At 71.6% G+C, this 22384-nt stretch carries 24 protein-coding genes; 10 read left to right on the top strand and 14 right to left on the bottom strand.

Translation table 11 applies throughout. From position 1 onward, the window contains the following. The first annotated feature begins 42 nt into the window (after window positions 1-42). A complete protein-coding gene (locus tag ACFV57_RS14190) occupies window positions 43-618 on the top strand; it encodes a TetR/AcrR family transcriptional regulator (protein WP_385230362.1) in 576 nt (191 codons plus the stop codon). A 259-nt stretch (window positions 619-877) separates the two neighbouring features. On the opposite strand, the gene ACFV57_RS14185 is transcribed toward ACFV57_RS14190, so the two are convergent. After that, the gene (locus ACFV57_RS14185; RefSeq protein ID WP_385230359.1) at window positions 878-1219 is read right to left on the bottom strand and encodes a hypothetical protein; all 342 of its coding nucleotides are present in this window, start codon (window positions 1217-1219) and stop codon (window positions 878-880) included. A gap of 515 nt (window positions 1220-1734) precedes the next feature. Here ACFV57_RS14185 and ACFV57_RS14180 point away from each other — a divergent pair. Next, entirely contained in the window at window positions 1735-3351 is a 1617-nt protein-coding gene (locus ACFV57_RS14180) for an alpha/beta hydrolase (RefSeq protein WP_385230357.1), read from the top strand. A 68-nt stretch (window positions 3352-3419) separates the two neighbouring features. Here ACFV57_RS14180 and ACFV57_RS14175 read toward each other — a convergent pair whose 3' ends face one another. From ACFV57_RS14175 to ACFV57_RS14165, 3 genes are all read right to left on the bottom strand, one after another. Beyond that, on the bottom strand, window positions 3420-4163 hold the full coding sequence (locus ACFV57_RS14175; RefSeq protein WP_385230354.1) for a CPBP family intramembrane glutamic endopeptidase: 744 nt from the start codon (window positions 4161-4163) through the stop codon (window positions 3420-3422). 121 nt (window positions 4164-4284) lie between these two features. After that, window positions 4285-6183 (bottom strand): hypothetical protein, encoded by a 1899-nt coding sequence (locus tag ACFV57_RS14170; RefSeq protein ID WP_385230351.1) that lies wholly within the window; start codon window positions 6181-6183, stop codon window positions 4285-4287. A 193-nt stretch (window positions 6184-6376) separates the two neighbouring features. Continuing rightward, window positions 6377-6637 carry an Lrp/AsnC ligand binding domain-containing protein gene (locus tag ACFV57_RS14165; protein WP_385230348.1) on the bottom strand — a complete coding sequence of 87 codons (261 nt, stop codon included), beginning with the start codon at window positions 6635-6637 and terminating at the stop codon, window positions 6377-6379. 1 nt (window position 6638) lies between these two features. Here ACFV57_RS14165 and ACFV57_RS14160 point away from each other — a divergent pair, with 1 nt between their 5' ends. Then, complete coding sequence (locus tag ACFV57_RS14160) at window positions 6639-6761, top strand: hypothetical protein (protein WP_385230345.1); 123 nt, start codon at window positions 6639-6641, stop codon at window positions 6759-6761. A gap of 120 nt (window positions 6762-6881) precedes the next feature. On the opposite strand, the gene ACFV57_RS14155 is transcribed toward ACFV57_RS14160, so the two are convergent. Beyond that, window positions 6882-7469: a chaplin gene (locus tag ACFV57_RS14155; RefSeq protein WP_385230342.1), complete on the bottom strand. Its 588-nt coding sequence runs from the start codon at window positions 7467-7469 to the stop codon at window positions 6882-6884. 460 nt (window positions 7470-7929) lie between these two features. On the opposite strand from ACFV57_RS14155, the gene ACFV57_RS14150 reads away from it, so the two are divergent. Next, window positions 7930-9027: an alpha/beta fold hydrolase gene (locus ACFV57_RS14150; protein WP_385230339.1), complete on the top strand. Its 1098-nt coding sequence runs from the start codon at window positions 7930-7932 to the stop codon at window positions 9025-9027. Between the two features lie 167 nt (window positions 9028-9194). On the opposite strand, the gene ACFV57_RS14145 is transcribed toward ACFV57_RS14150, so the two are convergent. Beyond that, on the bottom strand, window positions 9195-10082 hold the full coding sequence (locus ACFV57_RS14145) for a hypothetical protein (RefSeq protein WP_385230336.1): 888 nt from the start codon (window positions 10080-10082) through the stop codon (window positions 9195-9197). Between the two features lie 532 nt (window positions 10083-10614). Between ACFV57_RS14145 and ACFV57_RS14140 the strand changes: the two genes are divergently transcribed. The 3 genes from ACFV57_RS14140 to ACFV57_RS14130 all read left to right on the top strand — a co-directional run bounded on the left by ACFV57_RS14140 (window position 10615) and on the right by ACFV57_RS14130 (window position 12129). After that, entirely contained in the window at window positions 10615-11181 is a 567-nt protein-coding gene (locus ACFV57_RS14140; protein WP_385230333.1) for an STAS domain-containing protein, read from the top strand. 130 nt (window positions 11182-11311) lie between these two features. Beyond that, a complete protein-coding gene (locus tag ACFV57_RS14135; RefSeq protein ID WP_385230330.1) occupies window positions 11312-11974 on the top strand; it encodes a hypothetical protein in 663 nt (220 codons plus the stop codon). Next, a complete protein-coding gene (locus tag ACFV57_RS14130; protein ID WP_385230327.1) occupies window positions 11971-12129 on the top strand; it encodes a hypothetical protein in 159 nt (52 codons plus the stop codon). The genes ACFV57_RS14135 and ACFV57_RS14130 overlap by 4 nt, the downstream gene beginning before the upstream one ends. Before the next feature lie 71 nt (window positions 12130-12200). On the opposite strand, the gene ACFV57_RS14125 is transcribed toward ACFV57_RS14130, so the two are convergent. Further along, window positions 12201-12917, bottom strand: coding sequence for an SDR family NAD(P)-dependent oxidoreductase (locus ACFV57_RS14125; RefSeq protein WP_385230325.1), 717 nt, complete (start codon window positions 12915-12917; stop codon window positions 12201-12203). A 217-nt stretch (window positions 12918-13134) separates the two neighbouring features. Then, window positions 13135-13551, bottom strand: a complete 417-nt coding sequence (locus ACFV57_RS14120; RefSeq protein ID WP_385230322.1) for an ATP-binding protein — start codon at window positions 13549-13551, stop codon at window positions 13135-13137. A gap of 501 nt (window positions 13552-14052) precedes the next feature. Between ACFV57_RS14120 and ACFV57_RS14115 the strand changes: the two genes are divergently transcribed. Both ACFV57_RS14115 and ACFV57_RS14110 read left to right on the top strand, forming a co-directional pair. Beyond that, window positions 14053-14670, top strand: a complete 618-nt coding sequence (locus ACFV57_RS14115; protein WP_385230319.1) for an STAS domain-containing protein — start codon at window positions 14053-14055, stop codon at window positions 14668-14670. A gap of 212 nt (window positions 14671-14882) precedes the next feature. Then, on the top strand, window positions 14883-15293 hold the full coding sequence (locus ACFV57_RS14110; RefSeq protein WP_385230316.1) for an STAS domain-containing protein: 411 nt from the start codon (window positions 14883-14885) through the stop codon (window positions 15291-15293). A 67-nt stretch (window positions 15294-15360) separates the two neighbouring features. Here the strand turns inward: ACFV57_RS14110 and ACFV57_RS14105 are convergent, their stop codons facing one another. The 6 genes from ACFV57_RS14105 to ACFV57_RS14080 all read right to left on the bottom strand — a co-directional run bounded on the left by ACFV57_RS14105 (window position 15361) and on the right by ACFV57_RS14080 (window position 21165). After that, window positions 15361-15726: an STAS domain-containing protein gene (locus ACFV57_RS14105; protein ID WP_385230313.1), complete on the bottom strand. Its 366-nt coding sequence runs from the start codon at window positions 15724-15726 to the stop codon at window positions 15361-15363. A 271-nt stretch (window positions 15727-15997) separates the two neighbouring features. Further along, the gene (locus ACFV57_RS14100) at window positions 15998-16594 is read right to left on the bottom strand and encodes a dihydrofolate reductase family protein (RefSeq protein WP_385230310.1); all 597 of its coding nucleotides are present in this window, start codon (window positions 16592-16594) and stop codon (window positions 15998-16000) included. A gap of 205 nt (window positions 16595-16799) precedes the next feature. Continuing rightward, window positions 16800-17189 (bottom strand): SH3 domain-containing protein, encoded by a 390-nt coding sequence (locus tag ACFV57_RS14095; RefSeq protein WP_385230307.1) that lies wholly within the window; start codon window positions 17187-17189, stop codon window positions 16800-16802. A 220-nt stretch (window positions 17190-17409) separates the two neighbouring features. Continuing rightward, entirely contained in the window at window positions 17410-19155 is a 1746-nt protein-coding gene (locus tag ACFV57_RS14090; protein WP_385230304.1) for an acyl-CoA dehydrogenase family protein, read from the bottom strand. A gap of 158 nt (window positions 19156-19313) precedes the next feature. Continuing rightward, the gene (locus ACFV57_RS14085; protein WP_385230301.1) at window positions 19314-19871 is read right to left on the bottom strand and encodes a PadR family transcriptional regulator; all 558 of its coding nucleotides are present in this window, start codon (window positions 19869-19871) and stop codon (window positions 19314-19316) included. An 88-nt stretch (window positions 19872-19959) separates the two neighbouring features. Then, window positions 19960-21165, bottom strand: coding sequence for a PP2C family protein-serine/threonine phosphatase (locus ACFV57_RS14080; protein ID WP_385230298.1), 1206 nt, complete (start codon window positions 21163-21165; stop codon window positions 19960-19962). Between the two features lie 661 nt (window positions 21166-21826). On the opposite strand from ACFV57_RS14080, the gene ACFV57_RS14075 reads away from it, so the two are divergent. After that, complete coding sequence (locus ACFV57_RS14075; protein ID WP_385230295.1) at window positions 21827-22369, top strand: helix-turn-helix domain-containing protein; 543 nt, start codon at window positions 21827-21829, stop codon at window positions 22367-22369. The last annotated feature ends 15 nt before the right edge of the window (window positions 22370-22384 follow it).

Here is a 22384-nt window from a genome sequence, read left to right as displayed (position 1 = left end):
CCGTAACACATACGAGTCACGCTGACTCGTTATAGTGGTGTCATGGTTGAGGAACACGGCCGCAGCGGACGGCCCCGTAGCGAACGCGCCCGGAGGGCCGTCCTGAACGCCGCCGACGACCTGCTCGTCGAGGTCGGATACGCGGCCCTGACCATGAAGGGCATCGCGGAACGAGCCGGCGTAGGACGCCAGACCGTCTACCGCTGGTGGTCGAACAAGGCAGAAATCCTCTACGAGGCCAGCGCCATCGACGCGGAGCAGGAACTCTCCGTACCTCTCAGCGACGACCTGCCCGACGACCTCACCGCCTACCTGGACGCCTTCGTGGGCTTCCTCACCGATTCCCACGCCGGGGCCGCCTACCGGGCCCTCCTCGGAGAAGCCCAGCACGACGCGGCCGTCGCCACCCTGCTCTCCACCAAAGACATCCTCGGCGAAAGCGCCGCCAAACTCGTCGAACCAGCCCTCCGCACGAGCAACAGCGCCCTGTCGGCCGAGCAGGCGACCGCACACCTCATCGGCCCGCCCTTCTTCCACATCCTGACCGGACGCAGCCCGGCAAGCATCGACACCCGCCGACTCGCCACGGAGTTCCTGCGCGTCCTCAACACCGGCTGATACCGGGCGCGCGCAGCGGTGCTCCCCCATCGCAAGACGCCCGCAGGGCGCGGCAGACAAAGCGCCGCGCCCTGCGGGCGGTTGGGGTCGGAGCAGGCGGACGGGCCGGAAAGCCCCCGCGACGTCAGAAGAGCAGAGTGTAGATGTTCCAGCCGCCGCCGACCTGCAGGGCCGCCGAAGGCCGGGGTGGTACGGATATCGACGTTCACCTCGCACCGGTCGGGAGTGACCGAAAAGCCCTCACCGCCGTGGACGGAGGTCACCGACAGCTTCGGCGGCAGCGGAAACGCCGAGGCGCCTTCGAGGCCGGGAAGGTCGGCGGCGTCCAGCAGCCGGCGATGTGGCAGAACATCGCCGCGGCGAGCTTGGAATCGGCACTGCCCCGGCCCAGCAGCCAGCCGTCACGGACCTCGCCGGAGGACGGGGTGAAGGACCAGGCCGTTGCGTCCCCGTAGGGAGCGGTGTCCACACATGCGTCCAGTGCCCACCACTCCCCCGGCCGTCCGCCGGCGATCTCCACCAGCAGTCCCACCGGGCACCCGGCGTCGTCACGCAGGCGCCGGTGCGGCAGGCCGCGGCGGGCGAGCCAGTCCTCCAGCACGCCGAGGACCGGGGTCCGTAGCCGTCGATGCCCGCCCGGCTGGGGCGCCGGATCAACGCGCTCGCCAGCTCCACCACGGACGCCGTACGGGCCTCGGCCGCCTGCCGCAGGTTCTCGCTCACGTCTTCTCCTCACTCCGTGAGCCGTCCCGTACCGGCAGCGCCCGGACGGCCTCGATCGCCCGCGCGGACGCGCACGCCTCCCCGCCCATGGTGGACCAGTCCCGTCGCCGCCTTCTTTGGCCCGTCCGGCTATGGTTCCCGCCGCGCGGGCGCCCTACTGTCGGCAGACGGCCCCAGGACCGCAGCCATGAAGATCACGTCCGGCGAACGGACGGACGATCCGCCCGGCCACGCGTTCCGGCGTCGCGCTGTTCCGGTGAGGCCTTCCGGACGGAGGTAGCCATGGCGGGAGACACATCGGGGTCGTCGGCCGACCCTTCTCCTCCTGCTGATACCGCAGCGACGGCCGAAGGCTTTGGCCCGGCGCCGGAGCCCCGTGGCCGCCGTCGGCTGTTGTCCGTCACCCTGCCCGGGTGTTGGGGGGCGCTGCTGTTCGCCTGCCTCTCCTTCACCCCGTCGCTGCTTCCGCGCGGCGGCATCCTGCAAGGCCTGATCTGCGGCATCAACGCGGCCCTGGGCTACGCGGCCGGGGTACTCGCCGCGCGGGCGGGGCGCGCGTTCGCCGACCGGGAGCCGCGGCCCCCACGGCGCAGGTCCTGGACCGGCTTCCTCATCAGCGCCGTCATTGTCTTCGGCCTCTTCTTCGGCTTCGGACAGTACTGGCAGTACCAGATCCGCCGGCTGATGGGGGTGACCGACTACAACATCCCGCTCGCCGTGGCCTCCCCGCTCATCGCGGCGCTGGTCTTCTTCCTCCTCCTGCTGACCGCGCGGGGCATCCGCGGCCTGTACCGGCGGCTCGTGCGTCTGCTCAAGCGCTGGATCGGGCCGCGCGCCGCGTCCGCCGTCGGCTGGACCGTGGTCGCCGCCCTTGTCTGGGCGCTCGTCACCGGGGTGCTGCTCGACGGCCTCGTCGGCCTCGCCAACCAGACGTTCTCGCTCCGCGACACGACGACCGAGGAAGGGGCGCACCGGCCCACGTCGACCCTGCGCTCGGGCGGGCCGGGCTCGCTCGTACCGTGGGACTCGCTGGGGTTGCAGGGGCGCAACTTCACCGGCACCGGACCGTCGGCGTCCGCCATCGGCGAGTTCACCGGCCGCTCGGCGAAGGACCCGATCCGGTCCTACGCCGGACTGGCGTCGTCCGGCGACGCGGAGTCCCGTGCGGCCCTGGCGGTCGCCGACCTGACCCGTCAGGGCGGCTTCCGGCGGGGGAACCTGCTCGTGGTGACGACGACCGGGAGCGGCTGGGTCGATCCCGCCTCGGTGGACACCTTCGAGTACCTCAGCGACGGCGATTCGGCCACCATCGCGACCCAGTACTCCTACCTCCCGTCGTGGCTCTCCTACCTGGTCGACCAGACCAAGGCCCGCGAGGCGGGCCGTGCCCTCTTCGACGCGGTGTACGACACCTGGTCGAAACTGCCGTCCGACCGCCGTCCCCGGCTCTTCGTCAGCGGGGAGAGCCTGGGGTCCTTCGGCGGCGAGGCCGCGTTCAGCGGAGAGTACGACCTGCGCAACCGCACCGCGGGCACCCTGTTCGCCGGCCCGCCGGCCTTCAACACGCTGTTCCGCGAGTTCAGCGACCACCGTGACGCCGGCAGCCCCGAGGTCCAGCCCGTCTACAAGGACGGGCGGACCGTCCGGTTCGCCAACGACCCGGCCGCGCAGGTTCCGCCGGCGGACCTGCCCTGGAACGGCAGTCGCGTCCTCTACCTCATGCACCCCTCCGACCCGATCGTCTGGTGGAGCCCGCGACTCGTCCACGACGAACCGGACTGGATCGGCCAGCACCCGGGCGACGACGTCCTCGAACCCATGGTGTGGCTGCCGTTCGTGACCTTCTGGCAGGTCACCGCGGATCTCCCGTTCGCCGCCGACGTCCCGAGCGGCCATGGTCACACGTACATCACCGAGTACGTGGACGCCTGGAACGCCGTCCTGCGGCCCCCGGACGTCACCGCGCAGGACCTCGGCCGTCTCAAGGGCGTCATCGCGGCCGAGAAGTGATCGCGTACGGCGGCACCCCTGCGAACGGTACGTGCTGCGCCCGGCCCCGCCCCGGCGGAGCCGCCCCGTCACCGCAGCAGGAAACCGGCCAGGTAGCCGAACGCGTTGACCGCCCAGTGCAGGCCCATGGGCGCCAGCAGGCTCCCGCTACGGCGGCGCAGTTCGCAGAAGAGCGCGCCCGCGGCCCCGGTGAACAGCACCACGGCCACCACGGCGAGCGCCGCGCCGAACGCGGAACGGCCGAACACCGGCGTCAGGGCGGGCTTGTCCGTCGCCAATCCCAGCGACGGCAGGACGTGCCACAGCCCGAACAGCAGGCTCGACACGGCCGTCGCCCACACCGCGCCCCCGGCCCGGCGCACCAGGCCGTACAGCACACCCCGGAAGGCGACCTCCTCCAGCAACACCGTGCCGACCGGCACGGTGACCAGGACGCGCAGCGCCACCTGGCCGCCGGTCAGCCCGCCGTACCGCTCGTCCGCGAACAGGCCTCGGGTGGCGGGCAGCAGCGCAGCCGCCGCGTAGCCCACGCCGACCAGCCCGATCAGCACCATCGCCCAGCGCGCGCCGCGTTTCAGCGTCGCGGCGTCCAGCCCGGCGTCCGCCCAGGTGCCCCCGGCCCGGAACAGCACCCCCAGCAGCAAGGCGCTGACCACGACGGCGGTCAACACCCCGAACGACGGCGCCCATCGGTTGTCGGCCAGGTTGGCGACCGTCAGCACGGACACGGTGACACCCACGGCTGCGCCGGTGCCCATCGGCCGCGACACGCGCGCGGCGCCGTCGGCCGAGCCGATTTCCTTGCGACTCATGGCGTGCTCTCCGAGGAGGCTGCGAACCGGGCACCACTGACGGTCTCAAGTTCCTTTATCCGCAAGTGACTTGATGGAGCGTCATGGAGGTTTCAGAGTGTAGCGGCCGGGTGGGAGCGGGTCATGTGCGGCCGATTTCGACGGTCGCGGTCCCGCCCGGTGGCACCGCTACGTTCACGCAGGTGTGGACCCCTCCATGGAGGGTCTTCCGCTGGACCTCGTACGGCCTGCCGTCGGTTCTCACGGCGTGGTGGCCGCCCGGGAACCGGGCCTGCCACGTGTACACCTTCGAGGTGCCGTTGGTGAGCTCGGACCTGTGGGTGCCGTCGTGCCGCAGGCCGAAGCAGCCGTCGCCGACGGGGAGCTTGTCGATGCGTACCCAGTCGATGCGTACCCAGTCGATGCCGCGGGGCAGGTGCGAGCGGGTGGTCACCCTGGCGCGGGGGGCGTCCGGGCGGAATCCCATCAGTCCCTCGACGGTCTGTGAGATGAGGGTGAACGCGACTTCCGGGTAGTCCCCGTTGAGTCCCTGCGCTGCGACGGGGTGGCGGTCGTCGCGGTGGTCGTAGACGTAGCGCATCCATTTCCACGCCTGCGTGTCGCGGTCGTTGGCGAAGAAGGTGTCGGGCAGGTATGTGATCGCCTCGATGTTCACCGGTTTTCCCGCTCCCCCGGCCATTTCGTCGATGTAGTCGAGATAGGCGTCGTTGCGCGGGCCGGGCAGCAAAAGGCGTTTCATGGGCATGAACCAGCTGTTCTCCCTGCCCCACCCGGACAGCGGTGCGCCGGAGAGGGAATAGGCGCGCGTCATCGCGGCCCCCTGGTTGGCGACCCAGCCGTGGTGGAAGTATGTGCGCAGTTTCGCGGCCCGGTTGGCGTACCGGGCCGCCTGTTCCGGCTCGCCCCGGGCCGACGCGAGGGCCGAGGCGGCCAGGTAGGCCCGGTACTGGGAGGCGAACGCGTCACCGGCCTCGACCAGTTGCTCGCCGCCGCTCTCGTTGTAGCTGGCCGCTCCCGCGAAAATGCCCTGCCCCGTGCCCTCGGCGACGCCGTTGGGTTTGATCCGGTCGTGCGCCTCGACGAATTCCGTGGTGGCATGACGGCAGAAATCCCACATGACGTCGCCGAGGTAGAAGGCGTCGCCGCTCCACCGGTAGGCCTGTTCCGTCTTCTCCACGAGTTCGAAAGGCGCGGGCACCTCGCGCACGAAGAAGTCGGCGCTGTGGTAGTCGATGCTCAGGTATGTCCGGGCGTCGAAGTTGTACGACCACACGGGGTAGTACACGTGAGCGGCCACTGCCGAGACGGCGAAGGAGCCCAGCATGGTCCTGTTCTCTTCGTTCAGCCCCAGGACCTGCGCTCCGACAATCTGGTGAGCGGCATCGCGCGCGTAGTAGCCGCTCCGGTGCGCGTAGCCGGCCCAATACGACGGGGCATAGGCCGCGGTGCCGGTCCCGCCGGGATTCCTCTCGTCCACGTTGAGAGGGCCGACCGTCCCGGCCAGGTGGACCCAGCTGTTGGCCTTGCGCTTGGCCCACGCGAACATCTCCGCCAGCACCGGGGCCGAGGAGGTGACCCGCGGGTCGGCCGGGGCCGCGGGCGACAGCATGACGTCGTCGACGTCGACCCAGGCGTCGCCGGAAGAGAACGCGATCTCCATCCGGTCCCCTGTTTCCAGGGCGACCCGGGAGACGGTGTGGCGGGAGTAGAAGGGGCGGTCCGCGATGGCGGACTCGCCGGCCGGCGCGCCGTTGACCCGTACGAGGAACGCGCCGCGCGGCCCGCCGGCGGCGATCCACGCGGACACGTCGTACGAGCCCTTCCCGGTCGCGGTCACCGTCTGCCCCACCTCCCGGCCCCTTCCGGCGTCCAGCCGGGCGTGGCAGCGTCCGGTGTGCGGCCTGCCGGTGGCGACGCCGGTGCCGTCGGCCCAGGCCCAGCCCTCCGTGCCCTGCTCGAACCCGGGGTTCGCCACCGTCAAGAACGACGGGCCGGCGGAGGAACCGTTTGGTGATGACACGAGCGAACCGTCCTCTCGTTCGATGGGTACGGCCCGGCCGTCGGACGGGGCTCGACGGCCGCCGCACGATGCTCAGGAGAACGAGCCGCCGCACCAGAGTCGTCGCGGCACGGGGTGTGCACAAGACACTGCCCCGCGTGCAAACAGCCCCGAAGAGTTCACGGCACCGGCTCACACGTGCATCGCCGCCCGGTCAGCGGGCTCGGCGTGCGGAGCGGGGCCGGTCGGGGCTGGTCGGCTCGATGCTGCGGGACCGGACGTGCTCGTAGAGCATCGTGGTCTGTACGTCGGCGACTTCGCGGCGTTCGGTGAGGCGGTCGATGACGAACGCGTACATGTTGTCGATGTCGGGGACGGCGATGTGGATGAGGAAGTCGTGAGCGCCCGAGGTGACGAACAGGCCGATCCCGGTCTCGGCGGCCAGGTCGCGGTTGGTCTGCCGTGCGGAGGGCACCGTGCACCCGGGCCTGCCCTGGGCAGGCTGTTCGGTGCTCGTCGCCGACTCCGCCACGCTGCGCATCGCCGGCCCGCGCAACCGGGTCGACAAGGTCGTCGGCAAGCTCCCCCTCATGCCCTGAGCGAGGCGGGACGAGGTGGGGTTTCGGGCGGTCAGATGCGGCTGGGCCGTGGCACCGAGGAGGTCCGCGGCGTGCAGGCGGGCCGCCCATGGTCCATTCCCCGCAGCAGCGCCAGGACGGTCACCGGAGTGCCCGGTGCCTCGGGTGTCCGCGGCGAGGCGCCGGTGGGGCGGTGCAGGGTGGTGTGCCCCGGCGGGTGAGGGCCGCACCGCCCGTCAGCAGCACGGCCCCTGCTGCTGCCAGAGCGCCCAGTGTGCCGAAGCCGGTCTTGGCGAGCGCCGTGTGCCGCTTCGGTACGGCCGCGCTGCCGGACGGGGACCCGTGGGGCCGGGAGTCGGTCGCCCCGGCACTGTCCGTAGCAGGCCGCCGGCTCGGCAAGGGCCGCGACTCCAGGGCCTTCTGGCCAGGCACGTGAGGCTGCGGAGGCTGTCGGCCCGGAAGCCGGGGCCGAGGTGGCGTGGGGAACCCGTCGGTGTCGGCGCAGAGGTTGCCGAAGGCGGGGTTGAGGAGCCCTACGAGGTCGGCGGTGTTGCCGCAGGCGTTGAGCGGCACCTGTACCGGGACCTGCACCGAATTGCCGGACAGGAAGCCCGGCGAGTCGGCCGTTCGTCCTCCGGCGGAGGTGTCGGCGTGGGCCGCGGCGGGCAAGCCTGCCAGCGCGCCGACCGCCGCGGCGACGAGCAGGCTCTGCTTCACCGTCTGCTGCATGGGGACCTTTCAAGAACGCACGGGCCATCGTCGCCATCCGGGGCTCAGGCCCCGGACGGCAGCCCGGCAACCCCGGAAGAAGGTCCCGGGGCCGCTGCCCGCACCCCGGGCAGAGACGGGCCGCAGGCGGCCCGTCGGGCGTGTGATCAACGAACGGGACGCGCACCGGTCACGGCCGGAGGCGGCGGGTGGTGGCCGCGTTCCGGCTCTGGCGGACACGGCGGTCCTCGTCATGGTGGCGCCGGCCACGGTTGCGCCGCCGACAGCATCAGCGGAGCGGAGCGGTCAACTCGACTGATCGTTTTTAGTGCTCCACGAGGGTGACGCGAAGCACTGGGGACGACATTCCGGGCGTTATCGGGGTGATCAAAGCAGCCGATGGCCCCGGTTCCCGACGCAGCGTGTCGTAGCGCAGTCGTCGTTTCCGGGCCCGGCGCTCCCTCCGCCCGCAAAGGGACCCATGCGATTCCTCCGCCCCGTGGCCGCCCACGCCCGCGGATGCCATCACCGGCGTCGCCGCCTGGCCTTCACGGCATCACTGCTGACGACCTTCGTCATCCCTACCTCCCCCAGCGCCACAGCAACCCCGTCCCGACCTCTGGCCTCCCTGGCCTCCCTCGCACCGAGCGGTCGTACGAACCTCACCACCCCAGCCGCACCGGCCACCCGAGCCGTCCCCTTCGTCCCCGTCCCCCTGACCTCACCCGCCATCGACAACTACCCCGCGGCCATCCTGGCCTCCCTCCCCCATCCCGACGCCCCGCCCCCCGGCGCCGACGACTGGGACTGCTCCCCCTCGCCCGCCCACCCCCGCCCCGTCGTCCTCCTCCACGGCACCTTCGCGAACGCCTTCAACGCCTGGAACGCCGTGGCCCCTCAGCTCAAAGCCGACGGCTACTGCGTCTTCGCACTCAACTACGGAGCCCCCCGCGGCGCGATCACCAAGGCCACGGCCCACATCCCCGACTCCGCCGAGGAGCTCGCCGCCTACGTCGACCGGGTACTGGCCGTCACCGGAGCCCGCCAGGTCGACCTCGTCGGCCACTCACAAGGCGGCGGCGTGCTGCCCCGCTGGTATCTGCGATTCGCCGGCGGAGCCGACGCCCGGGACCCGGCACGCAACAAGGTCCGCCGGCTCGTGGGCATCAACCCCAGCAACCACGGCACGACCATTCTCGGACTGGGCACCCTCATCCAGAAGTTCGGCCTCCACCATGCCGTCGGCGCCCTCGCCGGGCCGGCCGTACCGGACCAGCTCATCGGCTCGCAGGTCCACACCACCCTGGACCGGGGAGGCGACACCGTGCCCGGCGTCGCCTACACCACCATCGTCAGCCGCCTCGACGAGGTCGCTACCCCCTACTACCACCAGTACCTCACCCCCGGCCCCGGGGCGTCGGTGCACAACATCACCCTGCAGGACGTCTGCCCCATCGACCTCGCCGAGCACATCGGCGGCCCCTACGACCCCATCACCCTCCAGCTCGTACGCAACGCACTCGACCCCTCCACCGCCACCACCCCGTACTGCCAACTCGTGCTCCCCATCATCAGCTGATGCCTCCCCGGGCAGCTCCGGCCCGGCCCGGCTCGGCCGGGTGCGATGGGAGTCGCCGCTGTCCACACGGGGTCGGCCACCGGCTGCCAACCGAAGCCGACCCCGCGGAGACGCAGGAACCGACCCCGAGGACGTGCAGGAACTCGCGCCGTCCGTTCACGTGCCCGTCAGGCCACCGGCACAGGCGCCCCGGCGTGCGGGGGCCGCGAAGCGGCGAGAGCGCGCACCAGTGCGGCGAGCGAGAACATGACGGCGAGCCCGGCCGCCACGTAGGCCGGAAGCGACGGCAGCAACGTACCGCGCAGCGTGGGCGGGAAAGGCAGGCCGGAAATCAGGCCGCTCCCCAGCAGGAGCTGCGCGATCGCCGCCGCGGAGATCAGGACACCGGCCACCAGACGGGAGACGGTCCTCCTGAGGAAGAGCAGGGAGCCCACCAGGACGCACAGAGCGGGAAGACCGACGGCCACGGCCACCGCCGCGGTCGAGGAACTGCTGCGGATACCCATCGGCGCATACGCCGCGCCGCACACGACCAGCCCCGCCCCGGCCAGCTTCGACAGCCAATCGTCCGCGAAGGAGAGACGGGCCCACGCGAACCTCCGCGTTTCGCGCTCGTCACCACGACTCGCAGGTGACACGGCGTCCGAAGACGCTTCTGGAGCGAAGGCGTCCGCGCGCTCCTGCGCGAGCGAATTGATGAGCTGAGCCAGTTCCTCCACCGGGCGGCGGCCCGCCGCCGTCCGCGTCGTCTCCGTACCGGAGCGCGCGACATGCGGCGGCCTGTGCAGCAACAGCATGAGGTGGCTGACTTCCGCGACGGGCCGGTGCTCCGCCGCCGTACGCAGAACCCGGTCCGCACCGTCGTACGGCCGCGGCGGCTGCGTCAGCAGATGCACCAACTGCGCCACCTCGTGCACCGGCAGCTCCGTCGCGGCCGTACGCAGCGCCTCGTCGGCGGCGCATTTACCGTGCGGCGTCCGCTCCAGCAAGTCGACAAGGCGCGCGACTGCGTCCAACGGCTGACAGACGACAGCCGTACGCACCAATTCACTCACCGGATCGGCATAATCTCCCGTTGCGAGTTCTTCCGCGTCAGGCCCCATTCTCTTCCTCTCCGTTCCCGAGAAGACCGGTCATCCGTTCGCTCATTTACCAGGCGTACACCTGGATAAGGTTCATTTCTAATTCAGGATCAGACGCCCTGCGACTTTTGCGCGCATTGGGAACTCCCGGCCGAGTTGGGGCCGACAGACCACCCGCTGTGGGGGGAGCGGCGCGATGGGCCAATGAGGCGATGCCCCATCAGCACCGCACAGGTGCGGCCCGGCCACGGGTCCGGAACGGGCCCGGGTGCGGATCGTCGATGTCGGTCGGCAGGTACGGCGGGTGCGGCTGGTGCGCCGGGTACGGCTGGTGCAAGGCGCTTGTCCGACTACCCCTCCCGGGGCCCTTTCGGCCACTCTGCTTCCGTGCCAGGTCTGCGGCCGCTACGGTGACTTCAATGCGCCGGGTGCGCAGGGTGTGCCGGGAAGTCTGGTCGGCGTCGAAATGGGCCTTTGGCCCGTCCGGCGGCCAACTGGAGGGACCGTGCAGCACGCCCAGCCCTCTGTGGTCCCCGTTCTGCGTCCTGCGCTGGCGGAGCCCCCCGATTCCCGGCTGACCGTTCGCTCCCGTACCGGAAGCGGCGACGAAACAGATCTGCAGCTGGCCGGCGAACTCGACGTACGTACGGTGGGCCTGCTGCGCGAGGCCACGGTCACCCACCTCAAGACCGGCCACCGTCGGCTGCGGCTGGACCTGTCCGGCATCACCTGGTGCGACAACGCCAGCCTCTACACCCTCCTGGGCGTACGGGGCGCCGTGCACGCCGCGCAGGGTCACCTGGAGCTGACGGCCGCCAGCGAAACGGTCAACCGCGCCCTGGCCCGCACCGGCGTAGGCCCCCGCCTGCATCCTTGCCCAGGCGCCTCACTCTGCCCACGCATGCCGGCACGCCCCGCACCCGCACCGGACCGCGAACCGCCGCCCGCAGGCCCGCACCCGCACCGGACGTTCTGGCGGGGCTCGTGCGGAGACCCGCTGTGCTGGGACCCGACAGAGCCCCGGCCCAAGCCCATCGGCCCATCTTTCGGAGCCGACGCGTTCACAAGGTAACAAGCGTTCAGCGCGTTCACGCACCTCCCGTCTCCGCACGGCTCCTGCCGATCGCACGGCGACGTTTACTGAGCGGGACAGCGGTCCCGGGCAGCGGGACCAGCAGAAGCCGGAGCAGAGGACGAAAGAGATGACGAACCGATCCGTGCGGCCGGTCGAGCCGCTGGTCCAGGAAATCGACGAGGGCCTCACCGGCGTTCTCACCGACAACGTCCTGGCCTCCGCGCTGCGGGAGGGCAGCGCTTCGCTGCCGAATCTGCGCTCCTTACTCAGCGCGGAGGCGTTCTGCCTCATGACGGAGACCGCCGCCTACGGTCTCCTGGCGGCGCGGTACCCGAACCGTCCGGCCGCTGATCTGTGGGGCTCGATGGTCCACCTGGTCGCCGAGGCGCGCCCGGTGCTGACGGCCGCCGCCATCAGCCTCGGCATGACCGAGGCCGACCTGATGCCCCGGCCCCCGGCGCACGGGGTCTTCCCCGTCTGCTCGGCCATGTCGTGGATGGCGCTCCACGGCAGTCAGGCCTCCTCGGCACTGGCGGTGTACGCGGAGCTGACCGCGTACGCCCGTCAGTGTGCGCTGCTCGCCGCGAGCCTGCGCGACAAGGGGCCCGCCGGGTCGGATGAGGTGCTGGGCTACTACGCCGACCTGGATCTACAGGCCCTGGCGACGCTGGCGGTCGACGTCGCCGACGACGGCCTGCGCGCCGGCGACGACCCGCAGACGGCCCTCGCCACAGCCACGACCCTGCGGAGCAAGCTCCCGGAGTTCTGGGCGGGCACGGCCGGAGCTTGACCAGCCGCCCGGGGCACTGCTTCCGACCTGCTCCCCACGGCGCGTACCAGCTCGCCGCAGCCCGGTGGCGGCTGGCCGATCCGCAGCACGGCACGCTCGGGCATCACCTGCACGCGATGTTCGACGATCTGCACAGCACCGCACGCAGCTGGTGACGCCACGTCGATACCGGCTGCGGCCGTCGGGGCGCCTGGTCTGAAGCTCAGATGGCCAGCAGGGTCTGTTCTCAGCTGCTGAAGAGTTCGCCCGTGGGTCCGTCCTCGTCCAGGGTCGCCGCCCATATGACACCGCGTGCGCTCTCGTCGGCGGGACGGGCCTCGCCCTCGTCGCCGCGTTCGGGGTGGGTGGCGGTTTCTCCCGGGTCGACGGCGTTGACGAGGATGGGGGTGTCCTTCAGCGCACGGGCCAGCACGGTGGTCAGGACGTCGAGCGAGTGCTTGGCGAAGGAGTGGGCCGGGGCGCGCAGGCTTGCGCCGAGGTCCAGCCCGGTGGCGATCTGCTGGGCGGAGATGCTGGATACGTTGACGATGCGGGCGGCGGGGGCGGCTTTCAGCATCGGCAGCAGCACCTGGACCAGCCGCCAGGGGCCGAGCACATCGACCTCCAGCGCGGAGCGCACGGCGTCGAGGTCGGCGTCCAGCGCGGACATGACCGTGAAGTCGACGGGGGCGCAGGCGTTGTTGATCAGTGCGTCCAGATGTCCGTCGGTCCGGGCGAGATGGCCGGCGGCCTCCTGCATGCTGACCGCGTCGGTGAGGTCGAGGCGAAGGGCCGTCGCCCGGTGGCCTTCCTTGCGCAGTTGTGCGGCCAAGGGTTCGGCGCGGGCGAGGTCGCGCGCGGTGAGGATCACGTGGTAGTCGAGCTCGGCGAGCTGACGGGCGATCGCGAAGCCGAGGCCGACCGGTCGGCTGGTGCCGGTGATGAGTGCGGTCTTCGTCGTCATGCCGTATTCCTCCAGGGCGTTGTGAGGTCGGGGACGGGCGCGGCGGCCGACGCTCCGTGGCGGAGGGCGCCGAGCCGTCGTGCCGACTTGTCGTCGTGCCGACTTGCCAACTTGCCGCCGCGCCAAGACTAGTCGGGGCGAACCACGGCTGGACCACGACGCGTGTCCCGGCACGGCCGCATCCCGCGGGTGAGTCACCCGATGGCAGCGGGCGAGGTCAGCCGCCGTTCAATGTGGCGCGGATGGTTTTGCCGCCCGACGGGTCGTCGAGAACGTCCAGGGTGTGGGCGAGGGCGTACACGATCAGGAGTCCGCGTCCGCTCTCCGCGCCGGCGGCGGCCGGGCGGAGCCGGGGGCGGTCCGGGCTGTCGTCGCTCACCTCGACCGTCAGGACGCCGCCCTGCACGCACAGACGCAGCCGGCAGCTGCTGCGGGTGTGGCGGGTGACGTTGGCGACGAGTTCGGTGACGACGAGACAGACGTCCGCGAGGTCGGCGGGGCCGGAGCCGGTGTTCGCGTCCCGGGTCAGGAAGGCGGCGGTCAGCCAGCGGGCCCAGAAGACGGTTTCGTGGGCGTGGGGTAAGAGGTATTCGGCCCGCGTCGTCCTGACGCGGGCGCGACGACCGGTACGCAACGTTCGCCTCACTCCCCCCGGAAGCCGCCGGGTTCCCTCGGGTTGCGCCTCGGTGGCCGGATCTCGGCGGATGGTCTGTACCACCCATGCCCGGTTCGGGTGACGGCCACGCACGGTTCTGCCGTAGTACGAGTCATACGGCGGCACGCGGTGCCGTACGCGGGGCGCCGGGGACCCGGCAGGTGGGCCGGGCAGGTGGGCACGGCGGAACGCCCGACGGCGGGCGGGGCCGGCGCGTGGGCCCGGCCAGTGGCGCGACGGGTGGCCGTCCTCGCACAGTGACGGGGCGGCCGTTCAGGTGTCCGGGTGCCGTGTGCCTCCCGTGGGACACCTCCGCAACGCGTGCTTGTCCGTACGGAATCGGGGGCATCACACCGGATGAGTCCGACGGGCCGGGCCGACGAACGCCCTGGGCAGTGTCGGACGCCCACCGCGCCCCGCCGCGACCGCCGGCTCACCTTCCCGTGGGCCGGAGCTCGTCCACCGACGGAGGAGACGCCCGTGTCTGGTCTCTGCTCACGCTACTTCCGCGGCCGCACCGCTCCCGCACGCCGCCTCGCCCGCAGGGGCGCCCGCTGGTGGCGGCAGGGCGGCAGGCCGCGGCGGCGGCCGATCGGCCCGTACCTCGCAAGCATCGGGCCGTGCTGGCGCGCGCGGCGGGACGGCGGGACGCTGCTGCTGTCGGTGTTCGGAGACCTCGACCTGGAACTTGCCCGCCGGCTGGCCCCCGCCCTGACGCAGGTGTCCTCGCCGTCCGTACGCACGGTCGTGCTGGACCTGAGCCAGGTCACCTTCTTCGACTGCAGCGGGCTGCAGTGGCTGTGCGAGGTACGGTCCCGGGCGGCCGCGCACGGCGGGGAGACCTATCTGCGCCAGCCGCCGCGGTGCGTGTACCGGATCTTGCAACTCGTGCCGCTTTCACGGCCGTTCGCGCTGCTTCCCGCGTCCGGCCTCGGTCCCGGGTTCGAGTCCGGTTCCGAGGCCGAGTCCGGGTACAGGTCCAGGTCCAGGTCCAGGACCAGGTACGGGAGCGGCCGTCCGGCGGACACGGGCCCCCGCCGCCTCGCCGCCCGCCGCCGGAGGACCGCATACGGGCCCATACGGCCGCACGGAGACTGAACGGAGTCCCCGGGGCCGCCGCGCGTTCCAGGAGGATGAGGTCCGCTGCCGGTGACCGGGCCGTGGACGGCAGGCTGGTCTGCACCCTCTCAAGGGGTTGGCGCAAGGTGCCGCCCCAGCGGCAGGTACGCCTGGTACCCGTGCCCGCGTACGGATAGCGTGTTGAGCCCGGCTCACAGGTGTTGGTACGAGACGCCGCTCGGAGGTGCGAGATGCCGCACGCTGACGGGTTGCTGGTCAATATGGTCGCGGACTGCGACGCGTGCGCGGTCATCCGCGTCAGCGGAGCACTCGACCACTCCGGGGAGCAGTACTTCCGTACGACGATGGGCGGCCACGTGGACACCGGCTACCGCTACGTGGTCCTGGACTGCTCGGCCCTGGTCTACTGCAACTCCCGCGGCCTGAACTGCCTGCTCGGGCTGCACTGGCTGCTCAGCCGCCGGCACGGCCGCCTGCTGCTGGCCGGGGTGGGCCGGCGTGTGCTGTGGATGCTGGAGAACACCGGCAGCAGGGAGGTACTGGCCGTCTTCCCCACCGTCACCCGGGCGCTGGCCAGCCTGCCCGTGGCCTACCGCCCCGTCTGGCCGCCGCACCCGGTGAGCACCGGCCCCGGCGCCTGAACCGGGCTGCGGACCGGCCGCGGCCCGGCTGCGGACCGGAGCGCCCACGCGCCACGCCGGCCGCCCTTCACCCTCCCCCCTCGTCCGAGGCATGGAGTGGTCGGTCGCACCAGGCCTCCTCGACGCTCGCGTACCGGGGGAAGCGCTCCGCATATCCGGTCAGTTGCAACAGCAGGTCGATGGCCCCGTGGTCGTAGACCACGCGTACCCAGCCGCCGACCGCCTCGCAGCGCGCCTGCGCGGCCTTCAGTTCGTGCAGGCCGCTGCTGTCGATGAAACTGATGCGGCGCAGGTCCGCGACCACGTACGGCGGCAGCGCAGCATCGTTCCCTCTCAGCTGGTCGCGGAACGCCGGCGCCGTGGCCAGATCGAGTTCGCCGACCGGGCAGACAACCCGGCAGCCCTCCCTCAGCTCGGGGCACCGGATGTTCATGGTGGCCAACTCCTCGGGACTGCGCGGCGCGGCCCGCACGGCCGGGGCTGGCGGCGGGACTGCTGGCAGCTTACGGACACCACACGCGCAGACGAAGCAGAAGGTTCATGAATCAATGAAACCTTCACGAAAGACTTCTATCGATCACCCAGCGCCCGTTATTGATCACCAGTCAGTGCAGTTCGACCGCAGACTCCAGGCCGATCATCCGAAAATCCGCGCACCGGTTCGAGAGACGGTACGGAGCGCGATTCGCACACCTGGATGCGCCTCACTTCCCGGCAACCGGGCGATAGGTACACACATTCACACCCGTACCACTGGTGACCGTGGAGATCAGTTCGAGCGTGCGCCTGCCGCCGTCGTCGGGGAAGATCCTCTTCCCGCCGCCGAGCAGCACGGGCATGATGATCAGCTTGAGTTCGTCGGCCAGCCCCTCGGTCAGGAGCGTGCGGACGAGCGTGGGGCTTCCCATGACCAGGAGGTCGCCCCCCTCGGCCGCGCGCAGCTCCCGGATGCGGGCGACCGCCTCGTCACCGGGGATGCGTGTGGTGTGGCCCCACGTCAGTTCGTCGTCGCCCAGCGTCCCGGAGACGACGTACTTGGGGATGGCGTTCATCCGGTCGGCGAACGGGTCGCCGGCCCGCTCCGGCCACGCCGCGGCCATCGTCTGCCAGGTGCGGCGCCCGAACAGCAGGGCGTCGGCGGCCCTCAGGGCCTTGTCGAAGGCGCCGCCCGCGATCTCCGGGTCGAAGAACGGGTGCGACCAGCCACCGTGGGCGAACCCGCCGTCGGTGTCCTCCTCGGGGCCGCCCGGCGCCTGCACGACTCCGTCCAGGCTCATGAACTCACTGACCGCGATGCGCATGGGACTCACTCCTCGTCCTCGATCCGGATGTCCGGCGCCGCGGCGGGCCGCGCCGTCCCGGCATCATCGCGCCTGCTCCCCCGGAGCGCGCCCCCGTCCTCCCCCGCGCCGCGGCCACCGCCCCCGGACGGCGCTCAGGAGCGGCCCGTGTGACGCTGGGCTCGCTCCTGAGGCCGTGCAGGTGGTGCGGGTGACGCGGGTCAGATCAGCACTTGTTGTCCGGGTGTACCGAACCGCCGTCGTCCAGGTTCTTGTTGTAGATCCAGCCGTTGATCTGGGTGCCGTCGATCCGTACGTGCGTCCACTTGTTGCCGGCGGAGTTCGTCACCCAGCAGTGGTACTGCAGCACGACGGCGGTACCGACCGTGGCGGTCACACCGCACTCCTTGTTGGGGCCGGTGCGGACCTTGACGGAGGTGCCCTTCGCGGTGCCCTTGCCGGGAGACTTGTTCGACCAGGCGGGGTGGGTACACGCGTCCGCACCGGTGGGCGCGGCACTGGCGGCCGGCGCCGTGACGGTGAGGGTGGCACCGGACAGCAGGAGCGGCGCGGCGACGGCCGCGGCCAGTCTGGCGCGCTTCTTCAGTGTGCTCATTGGTTCCCCCTTGCTCGGCCGGGCGCCCCGTGCGGCTGACCCGGATGTACTGAGCATGGCGGGTCGGAGCGCGATGTGCGTGACTCGGGAGGCATTTGTCCAAAAGTCGCCACTGGAAGCCCAAATTCCTCATTGTCATCTGGCGTCCCATTCGTTGCGTTCACCTTCAGGCGGCCCCGACCGCATCCGGCATCGGGGCGGGGCCGCCCCCACCGGCGTGCTACGGCGCCATCTCGTACGTACCGGACAGGGCCTCGACGCGCTCCCAGACGCGGGCGGACCGGGCCTCGTCGACGACCGGACGGCGGACCGCGGACAGGGCCCAGCTCTGCTGGTCGCCGGTGGCGGAGTCCTTGCCGTGCAGTTCGACGGCGTGGGCGGAGAAGTCGCGTACGAGGACGGCGAACAGCTCGTCGAGCACGTCCTCGTCCAGACCGGTCAGGCGGGCCTGTTCGAGGATGAGCTGGCCGTGGACGACGAGGGCGAAGAGCTGGCCGACGGCGAGCAGCAGGTCGAGGTCGCGGCTCTGCTCCTCGTCGGGGGCGGCGGTGGTGACGAACGCGCACAGGGCGTCCGCCTGCTCCCGGAAGCGGGCGACGTTGGGCACCGCGGCGTACGCGTCGTAGGCGGCGCGCCAGTCGTGGAACCGTACGGAGCCCAGGCCGCGGGCCGGGCCCTGGCGGAAGAGGAAGGCGTCGTCGGCCGCGTCGAGGCGGGACGGCACGGGCGCGTACTCGGCCGGGTTCAGCAGGTGGTTGCCCATGAACTTCAGGATCAGGGCCAGGTTGACGTGGACGGTGCCCTCCAGCTTCGGCAGACCGCGGATCTCGGTGGCGGCCTGGGCGAAGTAGGTGTCCTTCTCGAAGCCCTTGGCGGCGATGACGTCCCACATCAGGTCGATGACCTTCTCGCCCTCGGTGGTCACCTTCATCTTCGTCATCGGGTTGAAGAGCAGGTAGCGGCGGTCGTCGGGGCCCGCGGAGCGGAAGTAGTCGACGGCGCGGTCGCTGAACAGCTTCATGCCGACGAGGCGCACGTAGGCGTCCGTCAGCTCGCGGCGCACGTGCGGGAAGGCGGTGACCGGGCGGCCGTACAGGATGCGGTTGTGGGCGTGCGTGACGGCCTCGTACATCGCGTGCTCGCAGATGCCTATGGAGGCGGTGCACAGGTTGAACTTGCCGACGTTGACGGTGTTGAGCGCGGCGTCGAAGGCGGCGCGGCCGGTGTGCAGCACGTCGTCCGGGCCGACGGGGTAGTCGTCGAGGCGGAACTCGCTGACGTACTTCGAGGAGTCGACGACGTTCTTCACGAGGTGGTACGCGGGGTGGCGGCTGTCGGCGGCGAAGAAGACGTAGCCGTCCGGGCCCTCGATGTCGGTGCGGCGGCCGAAGACGGAGACGAGGCCGGCGGCGTTGCCGTTGCCGATGTAGTACTTGGAACCACTGGCGCGGAAACCGCCGTCGCCGTCGGGCTCCAGCAGCATGTCGGTGTGGTAGATGTCGGCGCCGTGCGTCTTCTCGGACAGGCCGAAGGCGAACACCTCTCCCTGGGTGAGGAGTTCGGCCGCGCGGGTGCGGGCGGCGGCGTTGTCGCTCTGCCAGACCGGGCCCAGGCCGAGGATGGTGACCTGCCAGGCGTACCAGTAGTCGAGTCCGTAGAAGCCGAAGATCTCGTTGAGGGCGGCGATGCGGGCGGTGTCCCAGCGCTTGTCCGGCTGCCCGTCGGCCTGGCCGCCCGGCTGCTCCCCGGCGGCGGACGCCGGAGTGAGGAAGGTGGCGAACAGGCCTTCCTTGGCCGCGAAGGCCAGGAAGTCCGCCAGCCAGGCACGGGAGCGGTAGTCCTCGATCAGCCGGCGCTTGCCGCGGTCCTCGAACCAGTCGACAGTGGCGCGCAGCAGCCTGCGGGTCTCCGGGTCGAAGTGTGCCGGGTCGTAGGTACGCGGGTTGAAGAGCAGCGGGTCGGCCATGAGGTCCGCCTTTCGGGGTCGGGTGGGCGTGGGACGGGGGTGTCGGGCTGGTACGGAGTGCGGTGGCGGGGGTTTCGTACGGGACGGACGTGAAGGCACTCCTCGGATCGCCCTGGCGGGGAGCCGGGGACCCGGTGTCACGCCCGGACCGCGGCCCCTCACTCCTCGGTTCTGAGGCTGTGGAGCGTGGCGAGCACGTCCTCCAGCCAGGCGATCGTCATCCGCTCGTACGCGATGCCGCCGCGCAGGACGACGTGCTGGAGCTGTTGCCCGGCATCGGGTGCCGCGGGCGCTTCGGGGCCCGTGAAGTCGCGCCGCTCCCCCGCCAGGTAGTGCGCGAGGCGGTCGGTGTGCGCCTGGTGGTGCCGTTCGACCTCGCGGATCAGTGCGGCCGGGTCGTCGAAGGCCGCGCCGCGGATCTTGACCGCGAGGTCGTGCCGTACGCTCTCGGGCTCGATCGGCTCGTGCAGCCACGAGGAGAGGGCGCCGCGCCCGAGGGCGGCGACGGAGTACTCCTTCTTGTCCGGCCGCGCCTGCTGCGGCACCTCCCGGACGGTCACCCAGCCGTCGGCCTCCATGCGCTTGAGGACGCGGTAGATCTGCTGGTGGGTGGCGGTCCAGAAGTAGCCGATGGACCGCTCGAACCGCCGGGCCAGCTCGTAGCCGGAGCCCGGCTTCTCCAGCAGGGAGACGAGGATCGCGTGTTCGAGCGCCATGCCCCGATCCTTCTATGCAACGAGTTGCATAGACAAGCGGTGCCGCGCAGGTGAGACACGGGTCACCCGGACGGTGCTTCCGGTTCTCTCAGGAGTCGGGAGGGGTGCGCCGGGCGCCCGTCCCCGGCAGCCGGGGGCCGCGCCACTCTTTGCGATAGGGACGGAGGGCGTCGTACGAGGAGTGGGCCGTGCCGGCGGCCGGGGCGGCGCGGCCCCGCGCTCCGGGCCTGGTCCGGGCGTCCTGGTGGGGCACCGTCGGGCAGGACTCGACCAGAATGAAGGCGACGTCGTCGGCGAGGGCGCCGTCGGTGTGGCGGAGCAGGGCGTCCTGGACCGCGTCGGCGGCTTCGTCGAGCGCCGCCCGCGAGCAGGCGGAGCGCAGGTCGGCGAGCTCGACCATGACGCCCTCGGGGCTGCGGGCCTCGGCCAGGCCGTCGGTGTAGAACAGCATGCGGTCGCCGGTTTCGAGGGCGACGCTCTGGACGACCGGCGCGGGGTGCAGGCCGAGCGGGGTGGTCGGTTCGGCCGGGGTGAGCAGGCGGGGCGGGGCTCCGGCGGGCAGGAGCAAGGGTGGGTGGTGGCCGCAGTTGGCCAGGCGGACGCGGGTGGTGCCGGGCCGGACGGCCGCCGCGAACTCGGCGGCCAGCGCGGTGACGAAGTCCTCGGCGCCGAGCAGGCCGGCCAGGCGCCGGTCGGTGGCGTCCAGGACGGCGGGCAGGTCGGGCTGGGTGTAGGCGCTGTCGCGGAAGAAGCCGATGGCGGCGGCCGACAGGCGTACGGCCTGCAGGCCCTTGCCGCGGACGTCGCCGATCAGCATGCGCAGGCCGGCGGCGGTGTGCGCGAAGGCGTACAGGTCGCCGCCGATCAGGGCCTGCGGCGAGGCGGAGTGGTAGCGGGCGCAAACGGCCAGTCCGCCGAGCCGGAAGGAGGTGGGCTGGAGGATGGCGCGCTGCGCGACGGACGAGGTCTCGGTCAGCTCGCCCTCGTGGGACACCCGCTGGGCGGCGCTCCAGGTCGCGTACGCGCCGCCGAGCACGAGCGCGGCCAGGCGCACCTGCACGTCCCGTTCGCCGTACTCCCCCTCCCCTATCGCAACGCCGGTGGCCAGCAGCACCGCGTACAGGGAGACGGTGCCGGTGCGGGGCCCGTCGAGCCGGGTGGCGGCCATCAGCACACAGAGCAGCAGGAGTCCGATCAGGCTGTGCCCGGGTCCCAGCGCGAGGTCGCCGGCGGCTATGGGAACGCCCGCGCCCAGTGCGAACAGCAGCCACCGGCGGTCGCGGTCCAGGCGCATTCGCCTTCCTCCTGCCCGGCGGCACTCATGACGTCCGTCCCCCGGCCCGCCTCGCGTCCCGGACACCGCCTTGGCCCGCCCGCGAACCGTCATGAGCCGCCCCGAGCCGTCCGGAGCCGCCACCGGCCGATAGGTGCGCGGCGCCGACGATTTCGCCCGCGACCGCACCTGCGCCCGGACCGGTTGCCGGCGACCGGACGGAACCGGCGGGCGCACATCACGCGAGGGGCGCTACCGACCGGCCGCGTCCCTTCCCGCACCTCGCGCTGGAGATATGCCCATCGGCCAGTCCACTTGCACATGCCGCACAGAGGTACGTTCGCGCATACGTGCACGAGGGTGGTCCCGGGGACATAAGCAGGCGTACGCGCGGCGCCGTGCGCCGGGCAGGGGGAAACCACCCCGCCCCCGCCCGGGGCTTCACCCCCTCCCCCGCGGAGGGTGAGAAGCCGGGGCGGTGGACGGAGATGCGGGTGGCGGGGTTCCGCTCGCAGGGCTCCGATCTTGCGCGAGTCGTCGGGTGGTGTCAACCAATGGGCGGATGATGACCGGGAATGTGCAGGTCAGTTCGGAAACGTTGATCCGATGGAGTCCACTATCGTTTATCCGTGGGGGTGTTGAGGGCTTCTGGAGGCGGGGCGCCCGGGGCTAGGATGCCGCCATGCCCACCCCCGAGCCGGACGTGCCGTCGCCGCTGCCCCCGCACGGGGAGCCGGACGCCGCACTGTTCGCCCAGCGTCTGCGCCGTCTGATCGACGTGATCTATCCGGCTGCCCAGGGGCGCCCGTACACGGACATCGAGATCGGCCGGCACACCGGCCTGTCCAACCAGTACGTGGGCAAGCTCCGCAAGGGACTGTCGGTGCCGAGCCTGGTCAACGCCGGGCGGCTGGCCCGGTTGTTCGGGGTGTCCACGGACTACTTCCTCAACCCGCCCGACCACCCCGCCGTACGGTCCGTCGAGCGCAATCTGCGCATGATCGAGACCCACCGCGCGGGCAGGCCGCAGCAGGTCGCGCACCGGGCCGCCGGGGGCGCGGCGGACACCGGGCACGCCGGGCTCCTCGACGACGAGGAAGTGCGGCAGATCGCCGAGGGCGCGGCGGAGCTGCCACCGGCCATGCGGGGGCCGGTGCGGGCCGTCATCGAGCAGTTGCGCAAGGCCATCGGGCTGGGCGGCGGTGACGAGGCCGTGCGCGGGTGAGTGGATCGCGCGCCG

It is taken from the genome of Streptomyces sp. NPDC059788 (assembly GCF_042732265.1).
Classification (GTDB): domain Bacteria; phylum Actinomycetota; class Actinomycetes; order Streptomycetales; family Streptomycetaceae; genus Streptomyces.
This window is presented reverse-complemented; position numbering and strand designations above follow the sequence as displayed.